The organism is Prosthecobacter fluviatilis (assembly GCF_042655725.1).
GTDB lineage: Bacteria > Verrucomicrobiota > Verrucomicrobiia > Verrucomicrobiales > Verrucomicrobiaceae > Prosthecobacter > Prosthecobacter fluviatilis.
This window is the reverse complement of sequence record NZ_JBHSMQ010000002.1, coordinates 886,699-909,107: the sequence shown is the minus strand read 5'-3', so window position 1 is coordinate 909,107 and position 22,409 is coordinate 886,699. Positions and strand designations below refer to the sequence as shown.

Here is a 22,409-nt window from a genome sequence, read left to right as displayed (position 1 = left end):
ACTACAGTATGAAGTCATGCCCACTCGAAATAGCAGGACAAAGCCTCATATGCACACTCTAATTTATAAGGGTTGCGGCTCAAAAATGCAAAGTCTATTGTGAAAAATATAGTGATTTTATTAACAAGCGACCCACTTTTCAACCACGGGGTCATCAAAATCATGGCTCTCCCCAGCCATTCTCCAGAAGCTCAAAGGATACCAACTGAGCACACAAAAGAGAATGCTTAGCGCCTCCAAAACTCATATCTGAGTCGGTCACAAACCGTCCAAACTTACTTTTTGCCGCCAGCAGCAGGCACGGCCTTTTCAGCCTCAGGACCGTTTCCGGCAATGACTCCGAGCCGTTTTTTCTCCTCCTCGCTCCAGCTAAGGCCTTTCTCGGCCAATGCATTCCGTGCCGTCACTTTGATCTCTTTGGCGTTGGCGGAGCCGGGATACGCCAGCAGCTCCCAGAGAGCAATGGCATCGCCCTTCACCCGTTCAAGAAGCAGCTTGCACACTCGCAGGCGCACGTCCTCGTTCTCTGGCGGGTCCAGATGCAGCCACACCAGAAGGTTCATGTACTGCTGGCTATCGAACGGCAGTTCCTCGCTCTTTCCTGAAAGGACCTTTTCGTTTTCGCTCCACCCCCCCTTTTTCGCCAGTGCATGCTGGGCTTCAAAGGGCTTCATCTCAGCGGCTTTTTTTTGAAGCTCCTGCTTCCTCCATGCCTCCAGCTCGGCGGGTGTCGAGAGTGGCTGTGCCGCTGGCTTGAGAGTGTCCAGAATGCCAATCGCAAATTCTCTGGGCAGCACCAGCACCGGCACCAGCACCGTGAGCAGCATGGCCAGACACCCGCAGAACCATGGCACAATGAAACGGGCCAGCAGTCCCGCCTGCGGATGCGGAAGGAATTCCTTGGTGGGCCTCCCGGCAGCCGGCAATGGCTCAGGCACAGCCTTCGGAGCCACACCATGGTCCGGTTTCGAAGCCGTCAGCTTCTGGCTCACATGCGCGAGCTTTTCATGCTGCTGGGCATACTTCAGCGCCAGCACCCACCAGCACTCGGGCAGCACCGACTTGAACAGATCAGCCCCCTCTGTGTCCGGCGTCAGGCATTCAGACAGATGCTCCAGCGCCTCCAGCTCGGCCTTCGTCTTCCACGTCCACACGGTCTTGGGTTTGCGCAGCCGCACATCCCAGAAATCACGCTCATCCTGCGCCACGCTGCACACCACGCGCCCGGCGGCCAGCCAGCGCTTGGCGTCCGCCAGGGCTTCCTTGTGCTCCTCCCCTGCCAGCGGCTGGGCGGCGTTATAAAGCTGCTCTGCCCGTGAGAACCGCGTCACCGCCAGTGTGGCCGCCAGCGCCAGCATCACATCCACAGCACAGGCATTTCTGGAGGCATGCGAGGCCACGATCGCATCGGCGAGCCTGGATAGGCGGTGCGTCTCCCCACGTGCAGCCCACCGGGACGCCACCATGCATGTCACATTGACCTCACCGCTTCCCATCTCGATCACCAGATCGGGGATGCGCGCGAGTTCTGCGAGCTGGTCCTCGTCCTGCTCAAACAGCTCCGCGATCAGCACACTCCCCGCCGCCGCCCACTCCGGCTTGGAAAACGCCTGGCAGCAGAACGCATCAAAATGCCCCGGTACGGCGACCTTGCCGGCCACTGCACGCAGCAGCCCCACGGCGCTCCCGCGCAGCTCTTCCGGCAGATTCGACTCGATCATCGCCTCAAGGCGTTGCATCGTTTCTGCATCGATCGCTCCGCAGGAGGACGCTTCCAGCACTTGGCTGGAGGACACCTTCGAGGCAGATGCTGAGGCGCTATTTCCCATTCTCAGCGCCATTGATAAGACGGATCACGCCAGATGCAACGCATGCGTCACACTGGAGGCCAATTCGCTCATGCCATGATCTCCTTCGCCACCGTGCCGTAAACGTCTGTCAGGCGGAAGTCACGGCCCGCATACCGGTAGGTAAGCCGCTCGTGATCAAGGCCCAGCAGCGCCAGCACCGTGGCATGCCAGTCGTGAATGTGCATCTTGTTGAGCACTGCCTCATAGCCGTAGTCGTCAGTCATGCCGTAATTCATGCCTCCTTTGACCCCGCCGCCGGCCATCCACATGGAAAAGCCCTTGTTGTTATGGTCACGGCCGTCCTCCCCCTGGCTGTGCGGAGTACGCCCAAATTCCCCGCCCCAGATCACCAGCGTGTCCTTCAGCAGCCCTCGCTGCTTCAGATCCGTCAGCAATCCGGCGATCGGCTTGTCAATCGCCCCCGTGTTGCGCTCCAGCGACGCCTTCAGATTGAAGTGCTGGTCCCAGTTGCCATTCGTGAGTTCAATGAACCGCACGCCAGCCTCCACAAATTTGCGCGCCATGAGGCACTGCTTTCCAAACGTGTCCGTCTCCTGCTCATCGATGCCATAAAGCGCCTTCGTCGCCGCCGTCTCCTTGCTGAGGTCCATCACCCTCGGCACCTCCGCCTGCATGCGGAAGGCCAGCTCATATGACTCAATGACCCCCTCCACTTCCGGGCTCACTCCACCGTCCATCTGCAGGCGGGATTTGTTGAGCGCCTGCACCAGGTCCAGCTGCGTGCGCTGCTCTTCCGTGCTGAAGCGGCTGTTCTTGATGTTCGCCACAGACGCCTGCTGGTCCATGCCGCCAAACCGACGTGCCGCAGCGCCCCCGCCCGGAAAACCGTTGCCACCGATCTTCGTACCCTGATAGATCGCGGGCAGAAACGCGCTGCCGTAGGTGCGCGTCGCATTTCCCGGGGGATTCACGGTGATGAATCCCGGCAGGTTCTCATTCATCGTGCCGAGCCCGTACAAGGCCCATGATCCCAGCGAAGGGCGCACAAACTGCGTCGTGCCGGTGTGCAGCTGCGAGAACGCCTGCGGATGCGCCGGCAGATCCGTGGCCATCGAATTCAAAATGCACATCTCATCCGCATGCTTGCCCAAATGGGAAAAAAGCTCCGAAATATACAGGCCGCTCTTCCCCTGCCGGTTGAACTTCCACGGCGATCCCATCAGCTTCGCCGTGCCATAACGTCCCGCCGCAGAGGGCGCTCCCTTGCCGTTGTCCGCTGTCAGCTTCGGCTTGTAGTCAAATGTGTCCACATGCGAAGGAGCCCCCTGCATGCAGAGAAAGATCACATGCTTCGCACGCTGCGCGAAATGGGGCGCCTTCGGTGCCAGCGGCCCGGCCGCTGACTGCGGGTTCGCACGCAGAGCCTGCTGCTGCGCCAGCGCAGCAAAGGCCAGGTAGCCAAAGCCGTTGGAGCCGGTCTTCAAAAACTCGCGCCTGGAGAAAGGATTCGTGTTCATGCCTTGGAAATAGCTGAGGTGGTTTTTAGTTAAGATAGCGAAACTCGGCACTGGCGATCAGGCTCTGGCAGAAGGCGGAAAGCGCGGCAAACTCCGCCTGCTCCTTCGCCTCCCGGCTGTTGCCGCCCCCCTTGGCAATCTGCTGTGGAAAGCGCATCCAGAAATTGCTGATCGCCGTCTTTTCCTGCGCCGTGGGCTGCCGGCCAAATGCCAGCTCATAAGCGTAGCTCAGCCGCTCGGCAGACGTGCCAGGGTGCTTGACGAGACGCGCGGCAAACGCATCCGCCGCGTTCTGCACCTGCGGATTGTTCATCAGGTACAAACTTTGCGAAGGCACGTTGGTCGTGTCCCGGTCGCCATTGACCAGGCTCGCATCCGGGTAGTCAAACACCGAAAGCATTTCAGGAATCTGGTCCCGGATGATCGGGATGTAGATCGAGCGGAAGTTGTACGCCTTGCTCGTCAGCTCGCCACGGAAGATGGAGATCAGTCCCTGCCTGCCTTCACCTGCGCGTGCCACAGGAGAACCATCCACCGGATAGAGGTTGAGCGTGCCCCCCACGGCGAGCATCGCATCTCGGATCGCCTCAGCCTCCAGCCTGCGCTGGTTCATGCGCCAGTGGTACTTGTTGTCAGGATCGGCGGCATAGTTCGCCGCATCATAGCCGGATCCCATCTGGTAAGCCCGGCTCATCATGATCTCACGGATCAGCTTCTTCACCGACCAGCCGTTGTCCATGAAGGTGACTGCCAGATAGTCCAGCAGTTCCGGATGCGACGGCTTCTGTCCCATCACGCCAAAGTTGTCCGGCGTGGGCACAATGCCGCTTCCCATCAGTTTCAACCACACGCGGTTGGCCATCACTCGGGCCGTCAGCGGATTTTCCTTCGAGGCAATCCAGAACGCCAGGTCCAGCCTGCCGCTGCCGCTTTGCGGGCTGATGTTCAGAGGCTCCCCCTTGGCGCAGAGCACCTCCACCAGTCCGCGTGGCACCACATCTCCCGGCTGCTTGATGTCACCGCGGATCAGCACCGGGCTGTCATAGGGAGTCTTGCGGTCCAGCACTCCCATCGCCAGCGTGCGGGGTGTGCCATCCTCATAAAAAAGGTCCACATCCGCCTTCACCTCCTCCGCCCGGTCACGCGCCCCGCGAATGCGCAAAAAGCTTGCTGCCCCCGCTTTCTCACGGTCCTGCTGCCGCATGGCAAATATTTCACGCTGGGCCTCCTCAGCGGCGGTTTTCGCTTTCTGGTAGCTGCCTTTCAGCTCGGCCACCTCTGCCGTCGAAATTTTCGCCAGCGCCGCCGTCTGCCCGGAGTTGCGATCCAGCTCGATCAGCCCCGCCGTGTTGTTGTTCTGCAGCTGCTCATAGGTGCCAAACAAGGTCTCGCTGCTCAGAAAGATGCCCGCCAGCGCGTAGTAGTCGCGCTGCGTCACTGGATCAAACTTGTGGTCGTGGCAGCGTGCGCAGGCCAGCGTCAGGCCCAGCATTGACTGCGACATCGCGTCGATCTGCTCATCCACCACATCCATCGCGAACTGGCGCCGGTCGCGGTTGTTGTGCCCTTTGGGGCCGATCGCCAGAAATCCCGTCGCCACGATCTTGTTTGCCTGATCGCGCTTGCCGTCAAACTTCAGCAGGTCACCCGCAATCTGCTCCTTCAGAAACTGGTCGTAGGGCTTGTCCTTTTTGAACGACTCGATCACATAGTCGCGGTAGCGCCATGCATGCGGGTAGAGCACGTTCACCTCCTTGCCGCTGCTCTCTGCATACCGCGCCACATCCAGCCAGTGCCGCGCCCAGCGTTCGCCATAGCGCTCGGAGTCCAGATACATGTCGATGACTCGCTTCACCGCCTCCGGTGATGGATCAGCCACAAAAGCCTTCACCTCATCCGGCGTCGGCGGCAGCCCCGTCAGATCAAACGCAATGCGGCGGATCAGCGTCGGCCGGTCCGCATCTCGCACCGGGTGCAGCCCCTTGGCTTCCATCCCTGCCAGCACAAACTGGTCGATCTCCGTTTTTGCCCAGTCTTCCGTCTTCACCGCCGGCGGCCCATGCTTGACCGGCTTTTGAAATGCCCAGTGCTTGCGGCCTTCATCCATGTCGATCACACGCTTGCCACCGCTTGCATTCACGACCTTGCTCTCACGCGGATCTGGTGCCCCCATCTCAATCCACTTCCTGAAGTTTGCGATCACCTCATCCGGCAGCTTCTGCTTCGGCGGCATCTGCATGTCCTCGTTTTTCCAAGTCATCGCCTCATACACGCTGCTCTGCGTGGCGTCCCCCGGAGTCACCCCCGGGTGTCCGGACTCGCCTCCCAGCAGGGTCGCCTGCTTGGTGTCGAGCGTGAGCCCTCCTTTGACCTTCGCCGACTCCGCCGAATGGCATTTGTAGCAGGACTGCACCAGCACTGGCCGGATGTTCTTCTCAAAAAACTGCATCTGCTCCGGGGTGATGCCCGCATGCGCAGCCTCGGCGCCGTCGGCGGCACGCAGGCCCGTAGGCACAAGCAACAGAAGTGGGAAGGTCAGGATCTTCATGAGGGGGTGATGCACCAATCACCTCTTGTAACACCCGGGCCTTAAAAAGGTTTCTTCACAGCCGCACCCGCCTGCCGCCACTCTTGAAACTCCCCGCATGCAAGAGGCGTTAGCTCCACCCACATTCCCCCCTGATCCTATCCAACTCATGCGCCACATCCTACTCACTCTGCTGCTCACCGTCTCACTCCCGGGCGCCGACCTCGCCATCCCGGACAACGTCACCTTCACCCGGGGCATCGAGTTTTCCAATCCTGACGATCAGCACCTCCAGATAAACCTTTCTCAGCCCAAAGAAGGCCAGGGCCCATTCCCCGCCATCATCTGCATCCACGGTGGCGGCTTCCGCGCCGGCAAACGTGAGGCTTACGACAAGCTCCTGCTGACCCTCGCCCAGCACGGCTACGTCGCCATCACCGTCACCTACCGGCTGGCTCCAGCCTACCCGTTCCCGGCAGCAGTCCATGACTGCAAAGCAGCCGTGCGCTGGCTGCGTGCAAATGCCACCAAATATCACGTGGACCCCGCCCGCATCGGTGCCATGGGCGGCTCGGCGGGTGGTCATCTGGCCCAGTTTCTTGGCGTCACCGCAGGTCTCCCTCAGTTTGAAGGCGCCGGGAATCTGGATCAAAGCAGCGCCGTCAGCTGCGTCGTCAATTTTTATGGCCCCAGCGACTTCACCAAAAGCTACGACAAAAGCGTCGACGCCAAGGAGGTTCTGCCCCTCTTTTTGGGCGGTGACCTGAGCACCAAGCGCCGCGAGCACATCATCGCCAGCCCTCTTTATTGGGTCACCCCGGCCGCCGCCCCCACCCTCTGCCTGCACGGTACGGCGGATGAATACGTCGCCTATGAGCAGGCCACCTGGATCGTGGACAAACTCAAATCTGCCGCTGTCGAAGCCGAGCTCATAGGCTTTGAGGGTGCTGGCCACGGCCTCAAAGGCGTTCCCCCTGAAAAAACCGAACAGCTCATGCTGGCCTTTTTTGACCGCCATCTCAAAGCCCCGGCCACCCGGTGACCGCTGGCAGTTAAATTCGAAATGAATCCGACCCGCCTGAAAACTCAGACTTTTCTAAGCAAAAATCCAAAGTAACATTTAATTTCACGGGTTCATTTTTTTAATTATTCCCCACCAATGACGCAACAGGCAAGCATGAACGGCAACCACAGCTCTCTTTGCATACTGAACTGTATCACCGGAGATCGTTCCAGATTTGATGGAGACACTTTTGTGATCGGTGCCGGACCTCACTCAGACCTCAAAGTCAGCTCGCCGCAATGTCCTCAGGTGCTGTGCAAGGTCACAAAAACCGGCGACTGCATAGATTTCCAATTCAGCTGCCCGGCACTCGTGAACGGTACTGAAACGACGTTTTTCAGGTCCATGCCTGGAGAAGAGCACACCGTAAAGGGCGGCGGGCAGCTCCTGGCTTTCAAGTACAGTCCTCAGCCGGGCACCTGGATGTCCCTGGGAAATGACAACTCATGGTTCGTTTACAACAGCGAGCAGCATGACTGGAACGGCCCCTTCGGCCCGGAGTTTCTGAAGACCTGGCTGGCCCAGTTTTCCGCCAATGCCCGCAAGCGGCTCGTCCTCATTCCAAACGGCATGGAGCAGATGGGCTTCTATGTGCACGACGCCATGGAGATCCTCAAAATACCGCCTCCCATGACACCGCCGGCTGAAAAATCTGCGTGGTATGACCGCTACAGCTCTGCCCCTGATTCTCTTGCCGAACCTGCGCCAGTCCAGTCACGCTCTTCTGCACCTGCCGCTGAAGCAGCAGAGGTAAACAGCGAATATGGCGAGTTCACCTGCCCGATCTGCTGGTTCAAATTCGACCGTGGAGATGCCATGAACATCGCCATCCACAGCAGCCTGCGTGGCGACCCCATGCTCGGCGACGAAGCCATGCAGCGCTTTCACGCCACGCGCTTCAACGACCGCGGCCAGGCCCTCGATGCCATGGGCCTCGCCACCTCGGACCTCGCCTGCCCCCACTGCCGCCGCAAGCTCCCCCCGGGCTTCCTCGACCTGCCCCATCACATCTTCTCCATTGTGGGTGCCCCCTCCTCAGGCAAGTCCTACTACCTCAGCGTGCTGATCAAAATCCTGCAAAGCACCCTGTTTCAAAATTTTGGCATCACCTTCCGCGATGCCGACCCCTCGGAGAACGTCATCCTCACTCAGATGAAGACCCAGCTGTTTTCATCCTCGTCTCCAGAAGATGCCTTCCTGGCCAAGACCGATCTTGAAGGTGCGCTCTACGAGACCCTGCCCCGCCAGGGGCGCAAAGTGCGCCTGCCAAAGCCCTTCATCTTCAAGCTCTCCCACCCTTCGACACCGGACAATGGCTTCTCCATGGTCTTTTACGACAATGCGGGCGAGCATTTCGAGCCCACTCGCAACAGCGCCGATTCACCAGGCGCCCAGCACATCGCGGTAGCCTCCGGCATTTTCTTCCTCTTTGATCCTCTGCACAACACCGAGTTCCGGGCCATGATGAAGGGTGTCACAGATCCTCAGATCAAGACCCACCGCATCGACCAGCAGGATGTCATCCTCGCTGAAACCGAAGTCCGCATCAAAAGCCTGCTCGGCCTCGACTCCCGCCAGCGTGTCTCCACCCCTTTGGCAGTCATGGTGGGCAAATATGACACCTGGTCGTCCCTGCTGGGGGATGAACCGCTGCTCCCGGTCATTCAGGATGGCACCGTAAGACTCGACAACATCAGGGCAAACTCCACCCGCGTGCGCACACTCATGGTGCGCATCTGCCCTTCCATCGTGGCCAATGCGGAGGCCATTTCATCCAATGTCTGCTATTTCGCCGTCAGCCCTCTGGGCTCCTCACCCGTGGAGTTTTTGGACAGGGACGGCACTCCCCGTATCGGCCCGGACCCCAAGCAGCTCAATCCCCGCCATGTGGAGGCACCCACGCTCTGGGTGCTCGCGCAGGCCACGCCTGAAATGATCCCCTCCACCCCCGCAAACTGACCCCATGGCCTGGCAGCTCATCTACACCAGCGCCCCACGCCTTCTCGAAGCTGGCCGTACAGGCTTCGGCACCGTGGCCAGACATCGCGCCGTCAGCGGCATGCTCGCCGCCTCGGTGGAGCGCTTCAGCCAGTTTGCACGGCTTCCGGGTCACGATCCCCGGCGCATCGTCCACACCCACCGCATCCTGATTCTGGGTTCCTCCACCTACCATGTGCTCAGCTGCCTGCAGGACGCCGGCTCGGACTACACCGGCCGCACCAATCACATCGCCCACCATCTCATCGCTGAACCTCGCGAAATTCGCGCTCTGGCGTCCGCAGGACTGACACCGGCGGATGTGCTGCTCGCCATGCCATGGCGCTCCTCATGGAGCGAAGGGCCTCGCTACCTCGATCCCTCTGAAGAAATCAACCTCGCGTCCTTCACCCCCTCGGCCTCCAATGCATGGGCCTCCGTCACCGGCAATCCCGCATCCGCAGGCATCCTGTGGTCCCGTGAGGCGCTGAAGGGCTGCTATCTCATCACACCTCCTGGCATTAATACTCTGGAGCTGTTCCGCGAGTCGCTGCTGGTGGAGCCATCACAGGCCTGGCAGACCCGCTTCACCACATGCCTGGAACCCAATGACGATGTCGCCGACTTCCGCTGGGTGGCGCTCACATCCGCTTCCCCCATGCGCACGCAGGTGGAGACCACCAGCCGTCTCGTGCTTGATCTCACCGCTCCCGCCACGCTGCCAGAGCCGCCGAAAAAACAGGCGCCGCCGCCTCTCATCGAGACCGTGAATCACGGAACGCCTGCACCCGCTCACCCCATGGTGGCTTCGGTCCCTGCGCCGTTGCCTTCGTCTCCTGCAGCGCCCGCCCCCATCAGCTCCATGGGCAGTTGGTCGCCGGAGCCACGTCGCAAAGCCGCGAAATCAAACAGGAGCTTCATCGGCATCTCGCTCATCATTGCCTCCATCATGATCGTTGTCGTTCTGGGCGCATTGCTGCGGCAGAGAAACCTGAAGGTTCAGGCTCGCGCGGAGTATGAGCAAAAGATCGACAGCACCTGGCAAAATCACCAGCTCATCCTTAGCGAAACACGCCGCCTGCTCGAAGAGCAGACAGACCTGGGTGAAGGAGAGGCACTGCTGAAGTCCCACGAAAATTTCTTCCGCGGCATGCAGCAGGCGCTGCAACAGCCGGGCTCTCCAACCGAGCTCCCCTTGCCTGCGCAAACGCAGGATGATCTCGAAGATCTCAAAAAACGGCTGGCTGAATGGACTGCATTGCATGTCAACCCCTGGGCAGATTTGCAATCCGGCCAGGCCACCGTCACGGCGCAGGGCATTCTCGAGGCCTACCACAAATGGCAGCAGTCACGCACCTCCACATGGAACCGGCTGTCCACATTCCTCAGCCTTAAAGACCTCCCCCCGCCTGGCGAGGATGTGCTGCAGTCACTGATGACCGCCGCCAGGGATGCGCTGCGCAGCGCCAAGCCCGCACATGATTCCCGCCCGAGCTGGGCCAAGGTATTTGCGCTTCCCGGTGCCCCGCAGAACAGCTCGGCTCTCGAAGCTCTGCAATGGCTGAAGCTTTGGGGTGAACTGGAGAATCCCGTCGCCAGCTCCGACGCCGCTGCGCAAACAGCCGCCTCCGACGCCTCCTTGCCGGAATGGCTGCGCGCCTGGGTCGCCGAGAAAAAGCAGCCGCATACCAGCAAAAACGCGCCCAGGATGGCGGTCAAAACAGACGACAAGCCCGCTCAAAAAGCGCCGGAACCAGCCATCGTGATCGAAGATGCCGACGCGGTCTCTGCCACAAACGGCATCTATCTTTATCTGCTGCAGCCCAGTGAAGAACCGGCGGGTAAAATCGACGGACTTCAAGTGTCGCCGGACATGCAACTGTTCGTCGGCACCGCATGGGAAAGACATCCGCCCCCTGATGGAAAACCCCAGCCCAAAGAGGGTGAATTGAAGAAGTGGATGGGCGTCAGCTCAGATGACAGCGAGAAGCTCAAGTTCTCCCCAACCTTGCTTGCGCAACTGACTCAGATGATCGCCTTCTCAAAGGACGGCATGCTGACCGCCTTCCCTGAAGAACTTCGCAAGTCTCCCGATGGAGTCAGGATTGTGGCGCGCAGCAAGGACGGAGTAAAAGTGCTGTTTGATCTGCGACTGATCCCAATCAGCAGCGCCTCTTCCCGTCCCATGCTGACACAGGCAATTGAAAGCACGGTCATCAATGCCGCCGCCGTAACGCTAAAACTCCCCCCAGGTTTCCTCAGCCGTTTGCACTTTGTGGGGCAGCAGGAACTGCGCTATGCCCTGAGGCATGACGGCCCCGCAAACCAGAAGAAGTTTTTCACTCTGAAATCTACGGGAGATTCTTCATTCCAAGTCATCCCCCCGGTAATCCAAAACGGTTCCGTGGTGAGCAGGAAGGAGATCGAGAACAAGATCAAAGTGCTTGAGGCTGGAATTGCAAAGGACATTGAATACTTGGCGGAAAATGAGAGCAGCAAGGAATCTCTGAAAATAAAAACCGAAAAAAGAGACCGCTACGAGAAGAGCAAAGCTGAAAAGGAAAACCAACTGCAGGCATTGCAGACACAGTTGCAAAGCCTCGAAGGGAACGCCCCCCCGCATTTTGATCTCCTGCCAGGAAATTTCATCCTGGCTCTGGAACAGCCGAACCAGATTGAGCTTTGCCGTCTGAATGTGGTCCCGCCAGCCAGCCCTTCTCCACTGAAGCTTACAAATCCGTGAAATCTCTCTCTCAAGCCATCGAGGCCATACGCTCCGCCCTCAAAGAGGAGGTCCCGCCATCCGCCGTGGAGGAGGCAGCCCTCATTTACGCTCAGCTCTGCTCGGACGTGGAGCGGCGTCTGGACCTCGTCTCGGCCATGCTTAAAAAAGGCAGCGACTACCAGGCCCTCCAGGTGGCGGAAGAAGACCCTCCTCTGCTCGATCTCGCGGCATCCGTGAGCTTCGGTGAAGAAAAAAACTGGCAGATCTACTGCGACACTCACGGGCTGAAGGTGGCGCCACGCGTGGACCTCCGCATCATTCAGGAGCTGGAGGCCCTCTACACCCGCGGCATCTCTGCGAATCACCCCCTCTACAAAGACTTTCGCGCGGCGGTGCTCTCACGCGATGACTCAAAGTCACTGCGCATCGTCAAAACCATCCTCAAGCTCAACCCGCAGGACGACAACGCCCGCAAGGAACTTCAGCGGCTGGAGAACAAGGCGCTGCAAGAAAAAATCGACCTGCTGCGTGAGGCGCTCAAAACAGATGACGAAGAACGCATCGCCACGCTCACCGAAGACATTAAGGCTGTGGCCCCTGCCTCCAAGCTGGAGCGTCTCGATGTCTTCGAGCAGGGAGACAACATCCGCCAGTCTCTCCGCCGCAGGCAGGCTGAGACCCGGGTGCCGGACATGCTGCTCAGCATGCAGAAGCTCAAGGCCGATGGCCAATGGCGCCAGCTGGGGCAGATGCTCGGCGTCTTGGACGCCATGTTCAAAGAGCACCAGCTCTCCCCCTCAGATGCAGCACAGAAGGCCGTCCTGGATGAACTCACCGGCTTCCATCAGAAGGAAAAGGCCGCCAATCAAAAGCAGCGCAGCTTTGACCTCTCGCTCAAAAGTTTCCTCGCCTTTGTGGACGATGTGGAAACCCGCCTGCTCACCGGCTCGGGTGTCACTTTTGAGGAGATAGCCGGCAAGGACGAAAGTTTCGTCAAGCGCTGGAAGGAGCTGGAAGCCTATCAGCTCCCCGTCGCCACCGAATCCCTGCAGCGCCTGCGCGCAGCAGGCCAGGAGCTGCGGACCCGGCTGGAGCAAATGCAACGCACCAAGCGCCTGGGCAGCATCTCCCTGGCCGCTGCGGCACTGGTCCTTCTGGGCTGCATTTCCGCCGTCACTCTGCACGCCTGGAAAGCATGGTCGCTCACCCAGGAGCTCGCCTCATACCAGGCCAGGGAAAACTACAGCGCGGCAGAAAACCTGATCAAAAAACTCCGCACTGAAGAAGCGCTCCTGCTCCGCTGGCCCTACCTGCTGGCCAAAATCGAAGATGTCAGCTCTTGGGCCGCCAAAACCCGCATCACTGGCAAACAGGCCGCCGAAGCTCTGCTCGCGCTGGAAAATTCATTCCAAGGGGAACAGACCAAACTGACCGCCACCCAGCTCGTCAGGCAGCTCAACGATGCGGACGCGCTGGTCAAACAACTCGGAGGAGACGTGGCCACCGAGCCGAAAAACCGCTTCGCGGCACTCAAGACCAAGGTTGATCTTCACCTTGCAGCCGTGCTGAAAAAGCTCACCACCAGCTCTTCAGCCACCCTGGCAAAGCTCGAAAAGCGCGGCTCTGCGGAGCTTTCACACGAAAAACTGGCGTCCAGTGTCAGCGCCAGTTGCACCACCATCGACAAGGAGCTGCTGCCACTCGAAGCCCTCCTCAAACCCGAGGTGCCTGCACTCGCTTTCCCGGCAGATCTTGAGACACGAATTCGCACTCTGCGCCAACGGCTCAGCACCTACCAGGAAGACCTTCGCAGCTTTGCCACCATTCGCAGGGAGACAGCCGCCGCAGCCTCGCTGGACGACTACCGCAAAGCCGTCGCCAAATGGCAGACCGTCAAATTTGCAGAAGCCACCCCTTCGCTCAAAATGCTGGACACTCTGCCGACAGAAAAGATCTTCCAGGCGGCGCTCTTCACGGGCGGCGACCTTGAGGTGCTTCAGGCCGTCCTCGATGACAAATCCGGCTCCTACATGGCGCCGGACACACTGCTCGAAGCCGAGTTGAAAGTGATCATGTCACTTTTGCACAACGAAAATTTAAACAACATTTTCGAGAGCAACGTCACCCATTACTCCAGCAAAAAAACGGGCTCCACACTGTGGTCCATGGGAAAGCCCGAGGAGACTGTCATTGGAGGCTCCAAACGTTGGAGCGCCAAATTCTACGCACCAGACCTGGAGCAGACCGCAGTGCTCTTCGTGCAGCAAAGTTTCACCCGTGCAGGAGAAGCAGGCGAGTACCAGGGAGACGCCTTGATCACCAGCCGGCTCAGCCAGACGAGCGAGTTTATGAACGCTTTGGACGTAGGCCGCATCAGCGATGAAAAAGGGGATCGCGTGCTCAAGCCTCTCCTGGAGGTCTGTGACAAGCTTGCCCAAGACACCCTCGGCAGCCCCATTGCCAAAGCATACGTCATGCTCAAGTTTGAAGACCTGCTGCGTCTGCGCCCGCATGCGTGGGGTTTGCACTGCTGCCCGTCCTTGCAGCAGGATTTTCATTCCCTGCACCAGATCCTCGGCACCACCTCTCTGCGCAGCGAGGACTGGCTCGTTCCTGCCATGCGGGAGAAATGGCAGGCCACCTTGGCCACCTTTTTCAAAACATTGAAGGAGCGCTCCTATCTGCGGGAGGCGCTTGCTCATCGGAACTACCTTCGCGCAGCCACTTCCGCCGGACTGAAGTTCGCTGGCTACGTCGAGACGGACCTGTCCCTGGTCCTCAACCCTCAGGGACGCTCCGCAGGCGAGCTTTGGGTGCTCGGCCGGGAAGGCAGCAAACCGCTCCTTGTCGCCAATCCTGACGCCGGCAAAGCCGCGGCAGACAACCCCAAAGCCATCCAAGCTCCCGACTCCATGCCCTTAAGCCCGGTGTTCTTCGTCACCACCGACCGGCGCGCACTGCTCAAGCAATACCAAGATGCTCTCTCCGCCCATGGACTCGATCTCAAACCGCTTCCTGGCAAATCCCTCTTCCTAACGCATCCCTGATATGAACGAAGCAACTTATTCGCTGGAGTGGCGCGGTACCGTGAAGTCCGGCCTCTCGTATGACGACATCGAGGCCGGGCTCGTCTCAGGTGATCTGCACACCTTGTACAAGATCCAGGTCAACGGCAGACGGCTCGTGCTCCGGGATTTTCTGGAACAGCAGCGCCCCCTGCTCGCCCGCACACCTGTGTCACAGTCCGCTCCGCCGCAGCCGGCTTTTGAGCATCCAGGCTCAAATTCGCTGCCCCGGCCGGAGCTGCATTCAGCCGTGCCGCCACCGCCGCCCATGGGCAAGGCCGTCCCCACACTCCCCGCCTTTGCCACAGGAGGCAAAGCGCCAAAGCCCGTCTGGTTTTGGCCCGCCGTCATCCTCTCCTCCACCGTCTGCCTGCTGCTGGGCGTTGTGTTCATTTACATGTCAGTCACAGCGCCCACACGTTCGGGCAGTTCCTCGGGCAGCACGCACACCGCCGAAACCCAGCCCGAGGAAAAGCCCGCAGAAAAGAAGTTCAAGCCGTTCTCCTTCACAGGAAAAGAAATTTTCCCAAGCGCACTCTTGTCCACCGCTGGTGTGGACTGGAACGGTGACGAGCAGTCCGCAGAAGACAAGAAAACCGAGGATGACGCACAAATACGGAAAAGCGAGATCCCCATCTATGGCGATGAGAACAGCTGGCTGGGCGTAGAAATCTCTGGGTTGAACAAGGGGGCCCAGGTCAGTGTCGAGATCACATCAGACGGCCTGATGAAGTCAGGCAAATGGCAGGGCACTGTAACCACATTGGGCCAGCATGGCCGTGCAATGATCAGACCCAAGGTTATCTGGGACTACGAAGCTCTGAGAAAAGCCCTCCAGCAGCGTCCGATCAATGTCATCTTCTCAGTCTCCGTGGATGGCACTCCCCTTCCGGAGGCCACCGAAATCTACACGCTGAGATCCATCAATGACTGCCCGCTCTACGTCACGAGAGACAAATCGGGCAAGAACATGACCAGCCTCTCTTTCCTGTTTGCAGCCTACGTCAATGAGAACCACCCGCAGGTTCAGGAAATACTCAAAGAGGCTCTCGAGTGCCACATTGTGGACCAGTTCGACGGTTATCTCTCTGAGAATCCCAAACAGGTCTTTCTTCAGGTTTGGGCCATTTGGAACGCACTGCAGCGCCGCGGGATCAAATACAGCAATGTTGCTGCCACAACCCCGGGCGACACAGTGATCAGTCAGAGTGTCCGTTTTTTGGACCAGTCGATCAACGACCATCAGGCCAACTGCGTGGACGGCTCGGTACTCATGGCCTCAGTACTTCAGAAGATCGGGATCAATTCTTATCTCGTGATCATCCCCGGGCACTGCTTCCTCGCTTTCGACCTGACACCGGACAGTGCCGCCCTGCCAGTCGGTCTGGAGACCACCATGCTCGGAGATAATGAGATCACAGAAGTCAAAAATTTGGGTTATCTGCCAAACCAGGACAAGTTTAAGGAGTATGACGCCTCCTACAAAACTTTTGGCAAGGCCGTGGACGTAGGCATTTCAACCATTCAGGCAAACGCCCGCACGCTGCAAAGCCAGTCAGACGTCCGGTTCAGGCTTGTTTCAATAGAGGAAGAACGCAATTTCGGCATCAAGCCGATTTCTTTCACGATGGACAAATGACCGTATCAACTTCAGCGACCAGCCCTCAACCCAATCCACCCCCATGAGCACGCCCCAGGTCCCGCCATCAAGTTCCACGGCCATTCCGTCCGGCAATCCCTTTCAGGACCCACGAAAATCTCTCGACTGGTCGCGCTCGGACATTGAGCGCAGGCTTGGCTTTCACGGCGGGCGCTTCACCAGTCCGGGCAATGTGCTGTCATTGATCCTCGCCCTGCTGCTGACCGCCGCCTTCTACACCCTGATCATCCTGATGCAGCAGAAGTGGCCGCAGACGCAGTGGTTTGCCGCCATGTTTCTTGAGCGCGGCCCCTGCCCCTACCCCACCATGCTTCTCTTCTTCTGGGCGCTGTCCATGCTCTTCATCAAGTGGCGCAAGCTCGTCTTCCAGCAGAAGGCCTTTGGCCTCTCCGTCATGCCGCAGGAGCCCGGGTTTGTGCTGACCTCCGCCACCGCACGTGAGGTCCGCGACCACATGTGCATGCTCGTGGACAACCCTCACAACTTCGTCCTCTTCAACCGCATCGACCTCGCGCTCGCCAACCTCCACAACATCGGCCACACCGCTGACGTGGCCGCCATCCTCAAGGTGCAGGCGGAAAATGACGAAGCCCAGATCGCCTCCAGCTACGGCATCATCCAGGGTTTCATGTGGGGCATTCCCGTCCTGGGTTTCATCGGCACCGTTCTCGGCCTCAGCCAGGCCATCGGTGCCTTCACCGACACCCTGCAGGCAGGCGGTGACCTCGTCGCCATCCGCGCCTCCCTGAAAACAGTCACCACCGGGCTTGCGACTGCGTTCGAGACCACGCTGGTCGCCTTGGTCTGCGCTTTCATCCTGCAGCTCATCGTCAGTTTCATGCAGTCCCTTGAATCCCAGTTCCTGGACAACTGCAATGACGTCTGCAGCAGGCAGGTCGCCGGTAAACTCCGTCTCCAGACCACCTGAGTCCCATCCGTATGAGAGGCCGTTTCAGCAAATCCAGTGGCAGCGCCGTGAGTTTCTTCGCGTTTCAGGACGTGATCACGGGCACCACCGGCTTTCTCATCATCATCACCATTTTTCTGGCGCTGAATCTCGACACCGTCATCGGCGTCAGCAGCGATGCAGACCCCCATGCGGAGCTCTCAGTCACCCTGAAGAGCACGCTCGCTGAAATCGTGAAGCTCAAGCAGCAGGCCGCCGCCGTCGTGCTCAGCCCCAACGAAACGGAGGAAACTGTCATGCGCATGATTGATGAGCTGAAACGCTCCATCGAGCGGCTCGCTCCATCCTCGCAGCCGGATCCCTCCCAAAAAAACGCCGGCGAGTCCCCCTTGGAAAGAGAGATCCGTATCGAAAAGCAAAAGCTGCTGACCGCCATCGACTCGCTCAAAAAGCAGCTCCCGGACAGCACCAAGGCCGCCGCCGAGGCAGAGTCAAAACTGGCCGCGGTGGAGAGCGAAATCAAAAAAATGCAGAGCCGCCTGCAGCAGAGCTACGACCGGCATAATGTGCTCCGCCTCATTCCGGAGAAGAGCACCACCAACAAAGAGCCTGTCCTCGTCGTCACCGACAAGGCGGGTTTCCTCATCCAGCTCTTTGACGGCTCGAAGCCAAAAAACGCGGACACGCTCACGGTCCTGATGCAGGCCTTGGCCGCCTTTGCCCCCGCGCAGCATTACATCGTCCTCTATTTCAAACCCTCGGGGGCCCTGCAGTTTGAGGACGTCACCCGGAAGGTCCGTGGGGCGGGCTATGAAATCGGCTACGATCTCATCCCGGAAAACATCCAGTTGGAGGCCGCTGAAGCCAAGGAGTAACAGCCCATGAGAAAACTGCGCCCTCATTCGGACCAAAGCCTCGACCTGCTTCTCGACACTCTGTGCAATGTGTTTGGCAGCATCATTCTCATCTCCTGCCTTCTCGCGCTCCTGACCCATCAGCATCCACCCAGCCCAGCCATCCCAGCGGAGATGTCAGGAGCCCAGGGCCGGCTCCTGGCCGAACGGCTCGAAGCTGCGAAAAGCGAACTCGCAGGCCTCCAGAAGCTCAACCTGAAAATGAAGGACTCTGGCAAGGACAAGTTGCAGACCCTCGTGCAGGAGCGCAACGAACTCCAGGCCGCTCTGGACAGGCTGCGCAATGACAAGTCTGCTCAGATGCAGGCCGCCTCAGGCACCTCCAAAGATCCCGCTGGTGACCTCTCGAAACTGCGCGCAGAGGTCAGGTCCCTGGACGAACGCCACCAAGATGCCAAAGCCAGAAAGGAGGCTGCGGAAAAAAAAGCCCGCGACCTCGCCGCTCAGATGCAGAACCTCCGCAGCAGGATGGCCGCCGAGGATGAAAAGCACACCGAGCATGTCCGCTTCCCCAAAGAGCGGGCGATCACCAAGTCGGCCATGAACATCCTGCTCAAATACGGCGCTCTGTACCCGCTGATAGATTCGGCGGGAGAGAAATTTCCCGGCCTCACGCGCATCATAAAAAAAGACGAGGAATTCGAAGCCATCCCCAAAAAATCCGAAGGCATTCCCGTGTCAGACACAGCGACGGTGCGCAAGCTCCTCGCCAGCTACAAGCACTGGGGGGGCTACGTCAGTCTCAGCGTCTATCCAGATTCGTTCGAAACCTTCCGTGCCCTCAAGCTGCTGATCATTGAGGCGGGTCTGGAGTACGGCTTCGACGTCTATCCGGACAACTACATCATCATCTTCAGCCCCAAAGGCACATCGCCCGCACCGCTTTAAAATTGGCCGCTCAGGCCCCGGCCCGCTTATTTCACCGGCCTCAGGTCAAAGCACACGAGTTTGTCCTTCTGCCTCACGATCAGCCTGCCGTTGGCGATGGCAGGCGAGGAGCAGCCCAAGGCGTCTGTTTTGGCACGGCCCAGCTGCTCGTAGGCGGTGTTGGTGGCCTTCACCATCCGCACATGGGTGCCGTTGTTTTCATAGACCAGCAGCTTGCCGTCAGCCAGCAGCGGAGAGGTAATGGTGCTGTTGATCTCGTTTGCCACCCACTTCACCGCTCCGGTTTCGAGGTCGATGCACTGATGCTTCTCACCACAGCAGTGGTACACGCTGCCCTCGTAAATGATCGGGCTGCCAGTATAGCGGCGCGTCACCCAGAAATGGGACCATGCAGTTTTTGGCGTGCCGTCCGGCTGCATTTTGTAGGCGCGCAGCCCCACTCCCTCCGTGCCGCTGTAGAGCACCAGCCAGTCGCCGCTCGCCACCGGCGTGCTCTGGCTGCCGCCTTCCGCCTTCCATTTCACGCCACCAGTCTCGGGGTCAAGACCATAGAGCGCATTGTTGCCATTGATCACCAGCACAGGTGTACCGCTCGTCGGTGCCCACCACGTGGGACTCGCGATCAAACCTTTGGCCTCCTTCTGCTCCCACAGCAGCTTGCCATCCGCTTTCGAAAAGGCGCAGGTCCCACCGGCGGCCATGTACACACGGTCTCCCATCACCAGTGGCGACGCGGCCGGCCCCTTCACAGACAGCGGAGCCGACCATGCCAGCCTGCCATCAGCCTCATTCACACAGAGCAGCTCAGAGCTGCATGCGGCATACACCTTGCCATCCACCACCGCACACGTGCTGGAGGACTGGCGTCCGCTCGGCTTCCCCGGCTGGGCGTATTTCCAGACCTGCTTCCCGGTCGCGAGATCCAAGCAGAGGATCACATCCTGCGCCACCTTCACGGTGTTCGGCACCAGGGCGATCATTTTCTCCTTCACGTCCGCCGGAAAGCCCTCGTCATCCAGCCACTTGCCAAACGCCGCCGCACTGGCAAACGGCTTGCCCTGGCGGCTGTTCATCTTGCCCAGCCACTCCAGGGCAATCGCGTTTTTACCCGCTTTGAAGCGGCTTGCCACCCAGGAGCCAATGTTGATCTCCTCCTTCTCGCTCAGGTTGTCCTTGCGCCACTGGTTCACCCATTCATCAAATTTCTCCCCGCGCAGCTTGGGCAGGTTGAGGCGCGCCTCCTCCAGCTTCTTTTCCAGTTCGGGCGAAGTGCCGCGGTAGTTCAGCGACTGCATCACCTCGGTGTCGATCTCACGCGTTTCAGAGGGCACTCGCTCATGCCACACCACACTGATGAACACCTTCTCCCCGCTCACCACCGGGCTGCCATGGCCTCCATACTCGTTGCTGGGGATGAACTCGCTCTCCCAGACTTTTTTCAGCCCTTCAGTTGGAAAAGCATCCGCAATCGGACTCGTGTCCTGTGAAACCCCATTGCGATCCGGCCCACGCCACTGGTTCCAGTCACCTGCCCAAGCAGCAGAGGCAAACAGTAAAACGTGGGCAGCAGCAAAAGCGTTTTTCATGAGCAGCCGTAAACGGCATCGCACCTCCTCAAGTTTCACCGGTCATCATTCTTGTTTGCAGCGCCAGTCAGAGCTGGCTCTGTATGGCGTCGCTGACATTGTTGCCAGACAAAGGATCGGCGGCTTAGGCAGAAAAGTCTTCGTCAGTCATGTGGGTTCATGGGGCGGAATCAAATGCTCTGAAAACTTCGAACCATTCGTGCAGAACTTTTCCTCACTGGACATGGCCGACAGTCAGCCACTAGATCTCAAATGGTAGCCGGGCGCTTTCCCAGACTCACCTGCCGCCCACGGTACCCCGCTCCCTTGCTACCCCCGGCCGCTCAAGGTAGTAATGCCCTACGGTCTCGGCGGCGGCCAGCAGGGAAATCTCCAGATGAGAGGGAGGAAAGGTTTTGTCCGGCATCGGAGAAAACGAACTTTCCCAATCTAATTCGTAATGAATGGAGGACGCACCACTGGAACCATCGGGATTTGTGGCTGGCCAGGCTGAGGCGGTATCACATTGTATGGCATCTGGTTCTGTGACGGCTGGCCCGGCCGACGCTGATTCGAAGGCACGGGCATGCGCCCCTGAGTTGGCTGGCCAGGTTGAAACTGGCCGGCTGGCGCTGGAGAGTTGCTTGCGGATGCCTCCGGCGGGATGGGTTTGCCCAGATTTACCGCCATTTTTTTGAGGCTTTCGCGCTGTTGGTGGAGACTGCTCTCCAACCCTTTGGCTTCGGCTTCTTTCCGTTGTGCGATGGGGATCCACCCACTGATCCTGCCAATGGATCGGGCGTAATAATGTTTTTGCCAAGCTTCAGCGGCCTCCGCCTGTGCCCTGCCGAGGGCTTCGCTGGTCCGTGCAATCGAAGCCAAGGCTTCGGTGTACTCCAACTCCATGGCCTCCCTTTCATCTGGAGCATCTGGATTGATGGTGGGGCCGTTGTCCACCCGGTCCAGGTTGGTGCGTGTTCCTATGCTTGGCAGCTCAAGCGTCAGCTGGCGCTTGTGCCGTCCCGTTGTCACGTAGTAGAACTCCCGGGTGCTGGCACCATTGAAACGCAGCACGTATTTGGGGGAATCGCGCAGGCGCTCCCACCTGCCGACGGGAGCCGTGCCTGTCATGACGCTGCCGTCAGGTTTGAATTCGACAATTGACCGGTCGGATTTCCGCCAGGTGCCTACGATGTCTGGTGTTGCTGCCATGGCGGCGGAACCAAGCAGAATCATGGCATGAATGACGAGAGCCAGAGAATGGACAGCAGGACACACTCTGACGGTGGGACTTTGGGAGGAACGGGGGCTCATGGGATGAAGATTTGAGGGTTGCATGGAACTGCTTCGCAATGGGTGACGGGCGGATGCAATTGGGTGGAACAAAATCAGGCGCTGGCTGTCATGAGTTCCTAAAGTTCGGCAACACGGCGAGTCGAACCATGCTCCACACCGTAGGTAGAAAAACATCATGGGAAGCAGGCTGCGATGCGGAAATGCTCATGCGTGGCCAGCAGCCGACTTAGCAGTGAATTTATGAACTGCCAATAAGGTAATATGGGAAAGATTATTACTGAAATAAGCCGCCCTTCAAATGATTAAAAAAGCCGAGGCGTACGCCCCCCCCTCCACCTCCATCGTTCGCCTGCTTACGCAGTAAGGTCGTCCGCCGTGAAATCCATGGGAAGGACTCAATGAAATGCTCCCGTGTTCCCGGGCCGTTTCACTTCGCTTGGCTCTTCGGCTCTGGAGTTCTCACGATGCGCAAATCCATCGACTGCATCTCAGCC

The 22,409-nt window shown here is 59.2% G+C and carries 13 protein-coding genes; 8 read left to right on the top strand and 5 right to left on the bottom strand.

Translation table 11 applies throughout. The features are described from left to right. Nucleotides 1-275 precede the first annotated feature (275 nt). The 3 genes from ACFQDI_RS08610 to ACFQDI_RS08600 form a co-directional block, all read right to left on the bottom strand. Nucleotides 276-1,796 (bottom strand): hypothetical protein, encoded by a 1,521-nt coding sequence (locus tag ACFQDI_RS08610; RefSeq protein ID WP_377165474.1) that lies wholly within the window; start codon nucleotides 1,794-1,796, stop codon nucleotides 276-278. A 101-nt stretch (nucleotides 1,797-1,897) separates the two neighbouring features. Next, nucleotides 1,898-3,328 (bottom strand): DUF1501 domain-containing protein, encoded by a 1,431-nt coding sequence (locus ACFQDI_RS08605; protein WP_377165472.1) that lies wholly within the window; start codon nucleotides 3,326-3,328, stop codon nucleotides 1,898-1,900. Between the two features lie 25 nt (nucleotides 3,329-3,353). Further along, the gene (locus ACFQDI_RS08600) at nucleotides 3,354-5,876 is read right to left on the bottom strand and encodes a PSD1 and planctomycete cytochrome C domain-containing protein (RefSeq protein ID WP_377165470.1); all 2,523 of its coding nucleotides are present in this window, start codon (nucleotides 5,874-5,876) and stop codon (nucleotides 3,354-3,356) included. A gap of 148 nt (nucleotides 5,877-6,024) precedes the next feature. On the opposite strand from ACFQDI_RS08600, the gene ACFQDI_RS08595 reads away from it, so the two are divergent. The 8 genes from ACFQDI_RS08595 to ACFQDI_RS08560 all read left to right on the top strand — a co-directional run bounded on the left by ACFQDI_RS08595 (nucleotide 6,025) and on the right by ACFQDI_RS08560 (nucleotide 19,054). Further along, nucleotides 6,025-6,897: an alpha/beta hydrolase fold domain-containing protein gene (locus ACFQDI_RS08595; protein ID WP_377165468.1), complete on the top strand. Its 873-nt coding sequence runs from the start codon at nucleotides 6,025-6,027 to the stop codon at nucleotides 6,895-6,897. A 366-nt stretch (nucleotides 6,898-7,263) separates the two neighbouring features. Beyond that, a complete protein-coding gene (locus tag ACFQDI_RS08590; protein WP_377165466.1) occupies nucleotides 7,264-8,877 on the top strand; it encodes a hypothetical protein in 1,614 nt (537 codons plus the stop codon). A 4-nt stretch (nucleotides 8,878-8,881) separates the two neighbouring features. Beyond that, a complete protein-coding gene (locus tag ACFQDI_RS08585) occupies nucleotides 8,882-11,638 on the top strand; it encodes a GAP1-N2 domain-containing protein (RefSeq protein WP_377165464.1) in 2,757 nt (918 codons plus the stop codon). After that, nucleotides 11,635-14,667 (top strand): hypothetical protein, encoded by a 3,033-nt coding sequence (locus tag ACFQDI_RS08580; RefSeq protein WP_377165462.1) that lies wholly within the window; start codon nucleotides 11,635-11,637, stop codon nucleotides 14,665-14,667. The genes ACFQDI_RS08585 and ACFQDI_RS08580 overlap by 4 nt, the downstream gene beginning before the upstream one ends. 1 nt (nucleotide 14,668) lies before the next feature. After that, nucleotides 14,669-16,324, top strand: coding sequence for a hypothetical protein (locus ACFQDI_RS08575; protein WP_377165460.1), 1,656 nt, complete (start codon nucleotides 14,669-14,671; stop codon nucleotides 16,322-16,324). 43 nt (nucleotides 16,325-16,367) lie between these two features. Then, nucleotides 16,368-17,273, top strand: a complete 906-nt coding sequence (locus tag ACFQDI_RS08570; RefSeq protein WP_377165458.1) for a MotA/TolQ/ExbB proton channel family protein — start codon at nucleotides 16,368-16,370, stop codon at nucleotides 17,271-17,273. 11 nt (nucleotides 17,274-17,284) lie between these two features. Next, the gene (locus ACFQDI_RS08565) at nucleotides 17,285-18,127 is read left to right on the top strand and encodes a hypothetical protein (RefSeq protein WP_377165456.1); all 843 of its coding nucleotides are present in this window, start codon (nucleotides 17,285-17,287) and stop codon (nucleotides 18,125-18,127) included. A gap of 6 nt (nucleotides 18,128-18,133) precedes the next feature. Next, the gene (locus ACFQDI_RS08560; protein ID WP_377165454.1) at nucleotides 18,134-19,054 is read left to right on the top strand and encodes a hypothetical protein; all 921 of its coding nucleotides are present in this window, start codon (nucleotides 18,134-18,136) and stop codon (nucleotides 19,052-19,054) included. Between the two features lie 26 nt (nucleotides 19,055-19,080). On the opposite strand, the gene ACFQDI_RS08555 is transcribed toward ACFQDI_RS08560, so the two are convergent. After that, complete coding sequence (locus ACFQDI_RS08555) at nucleotides 19,081-20,640, bottom strand: PQQ-binding-like beta-propeller repeat protein (protein WP_377165452.1); 1,560 nt, start codon at nucleotides 20,638-20,640, stop codon at nucleotides 19,081-19,083. Nucleotides 20,641-21,069: 429 nt separating this feature from the next. Beyond that, on the bottom strand, nucleotides 21,070-22,092 hold the full coding sequence (locus ACFQDI_RS08550) for a DUF2147 domain-containing protein (protein ID WP_377165450.1): 1,023 nt from the start codon (nucleotides 22,090-22,092) through the stop codon (nucleotides 21,070-21,072). Between the last annotated feature and the right edge of the window lie 317 nt (nucleotides 22,093-22,409).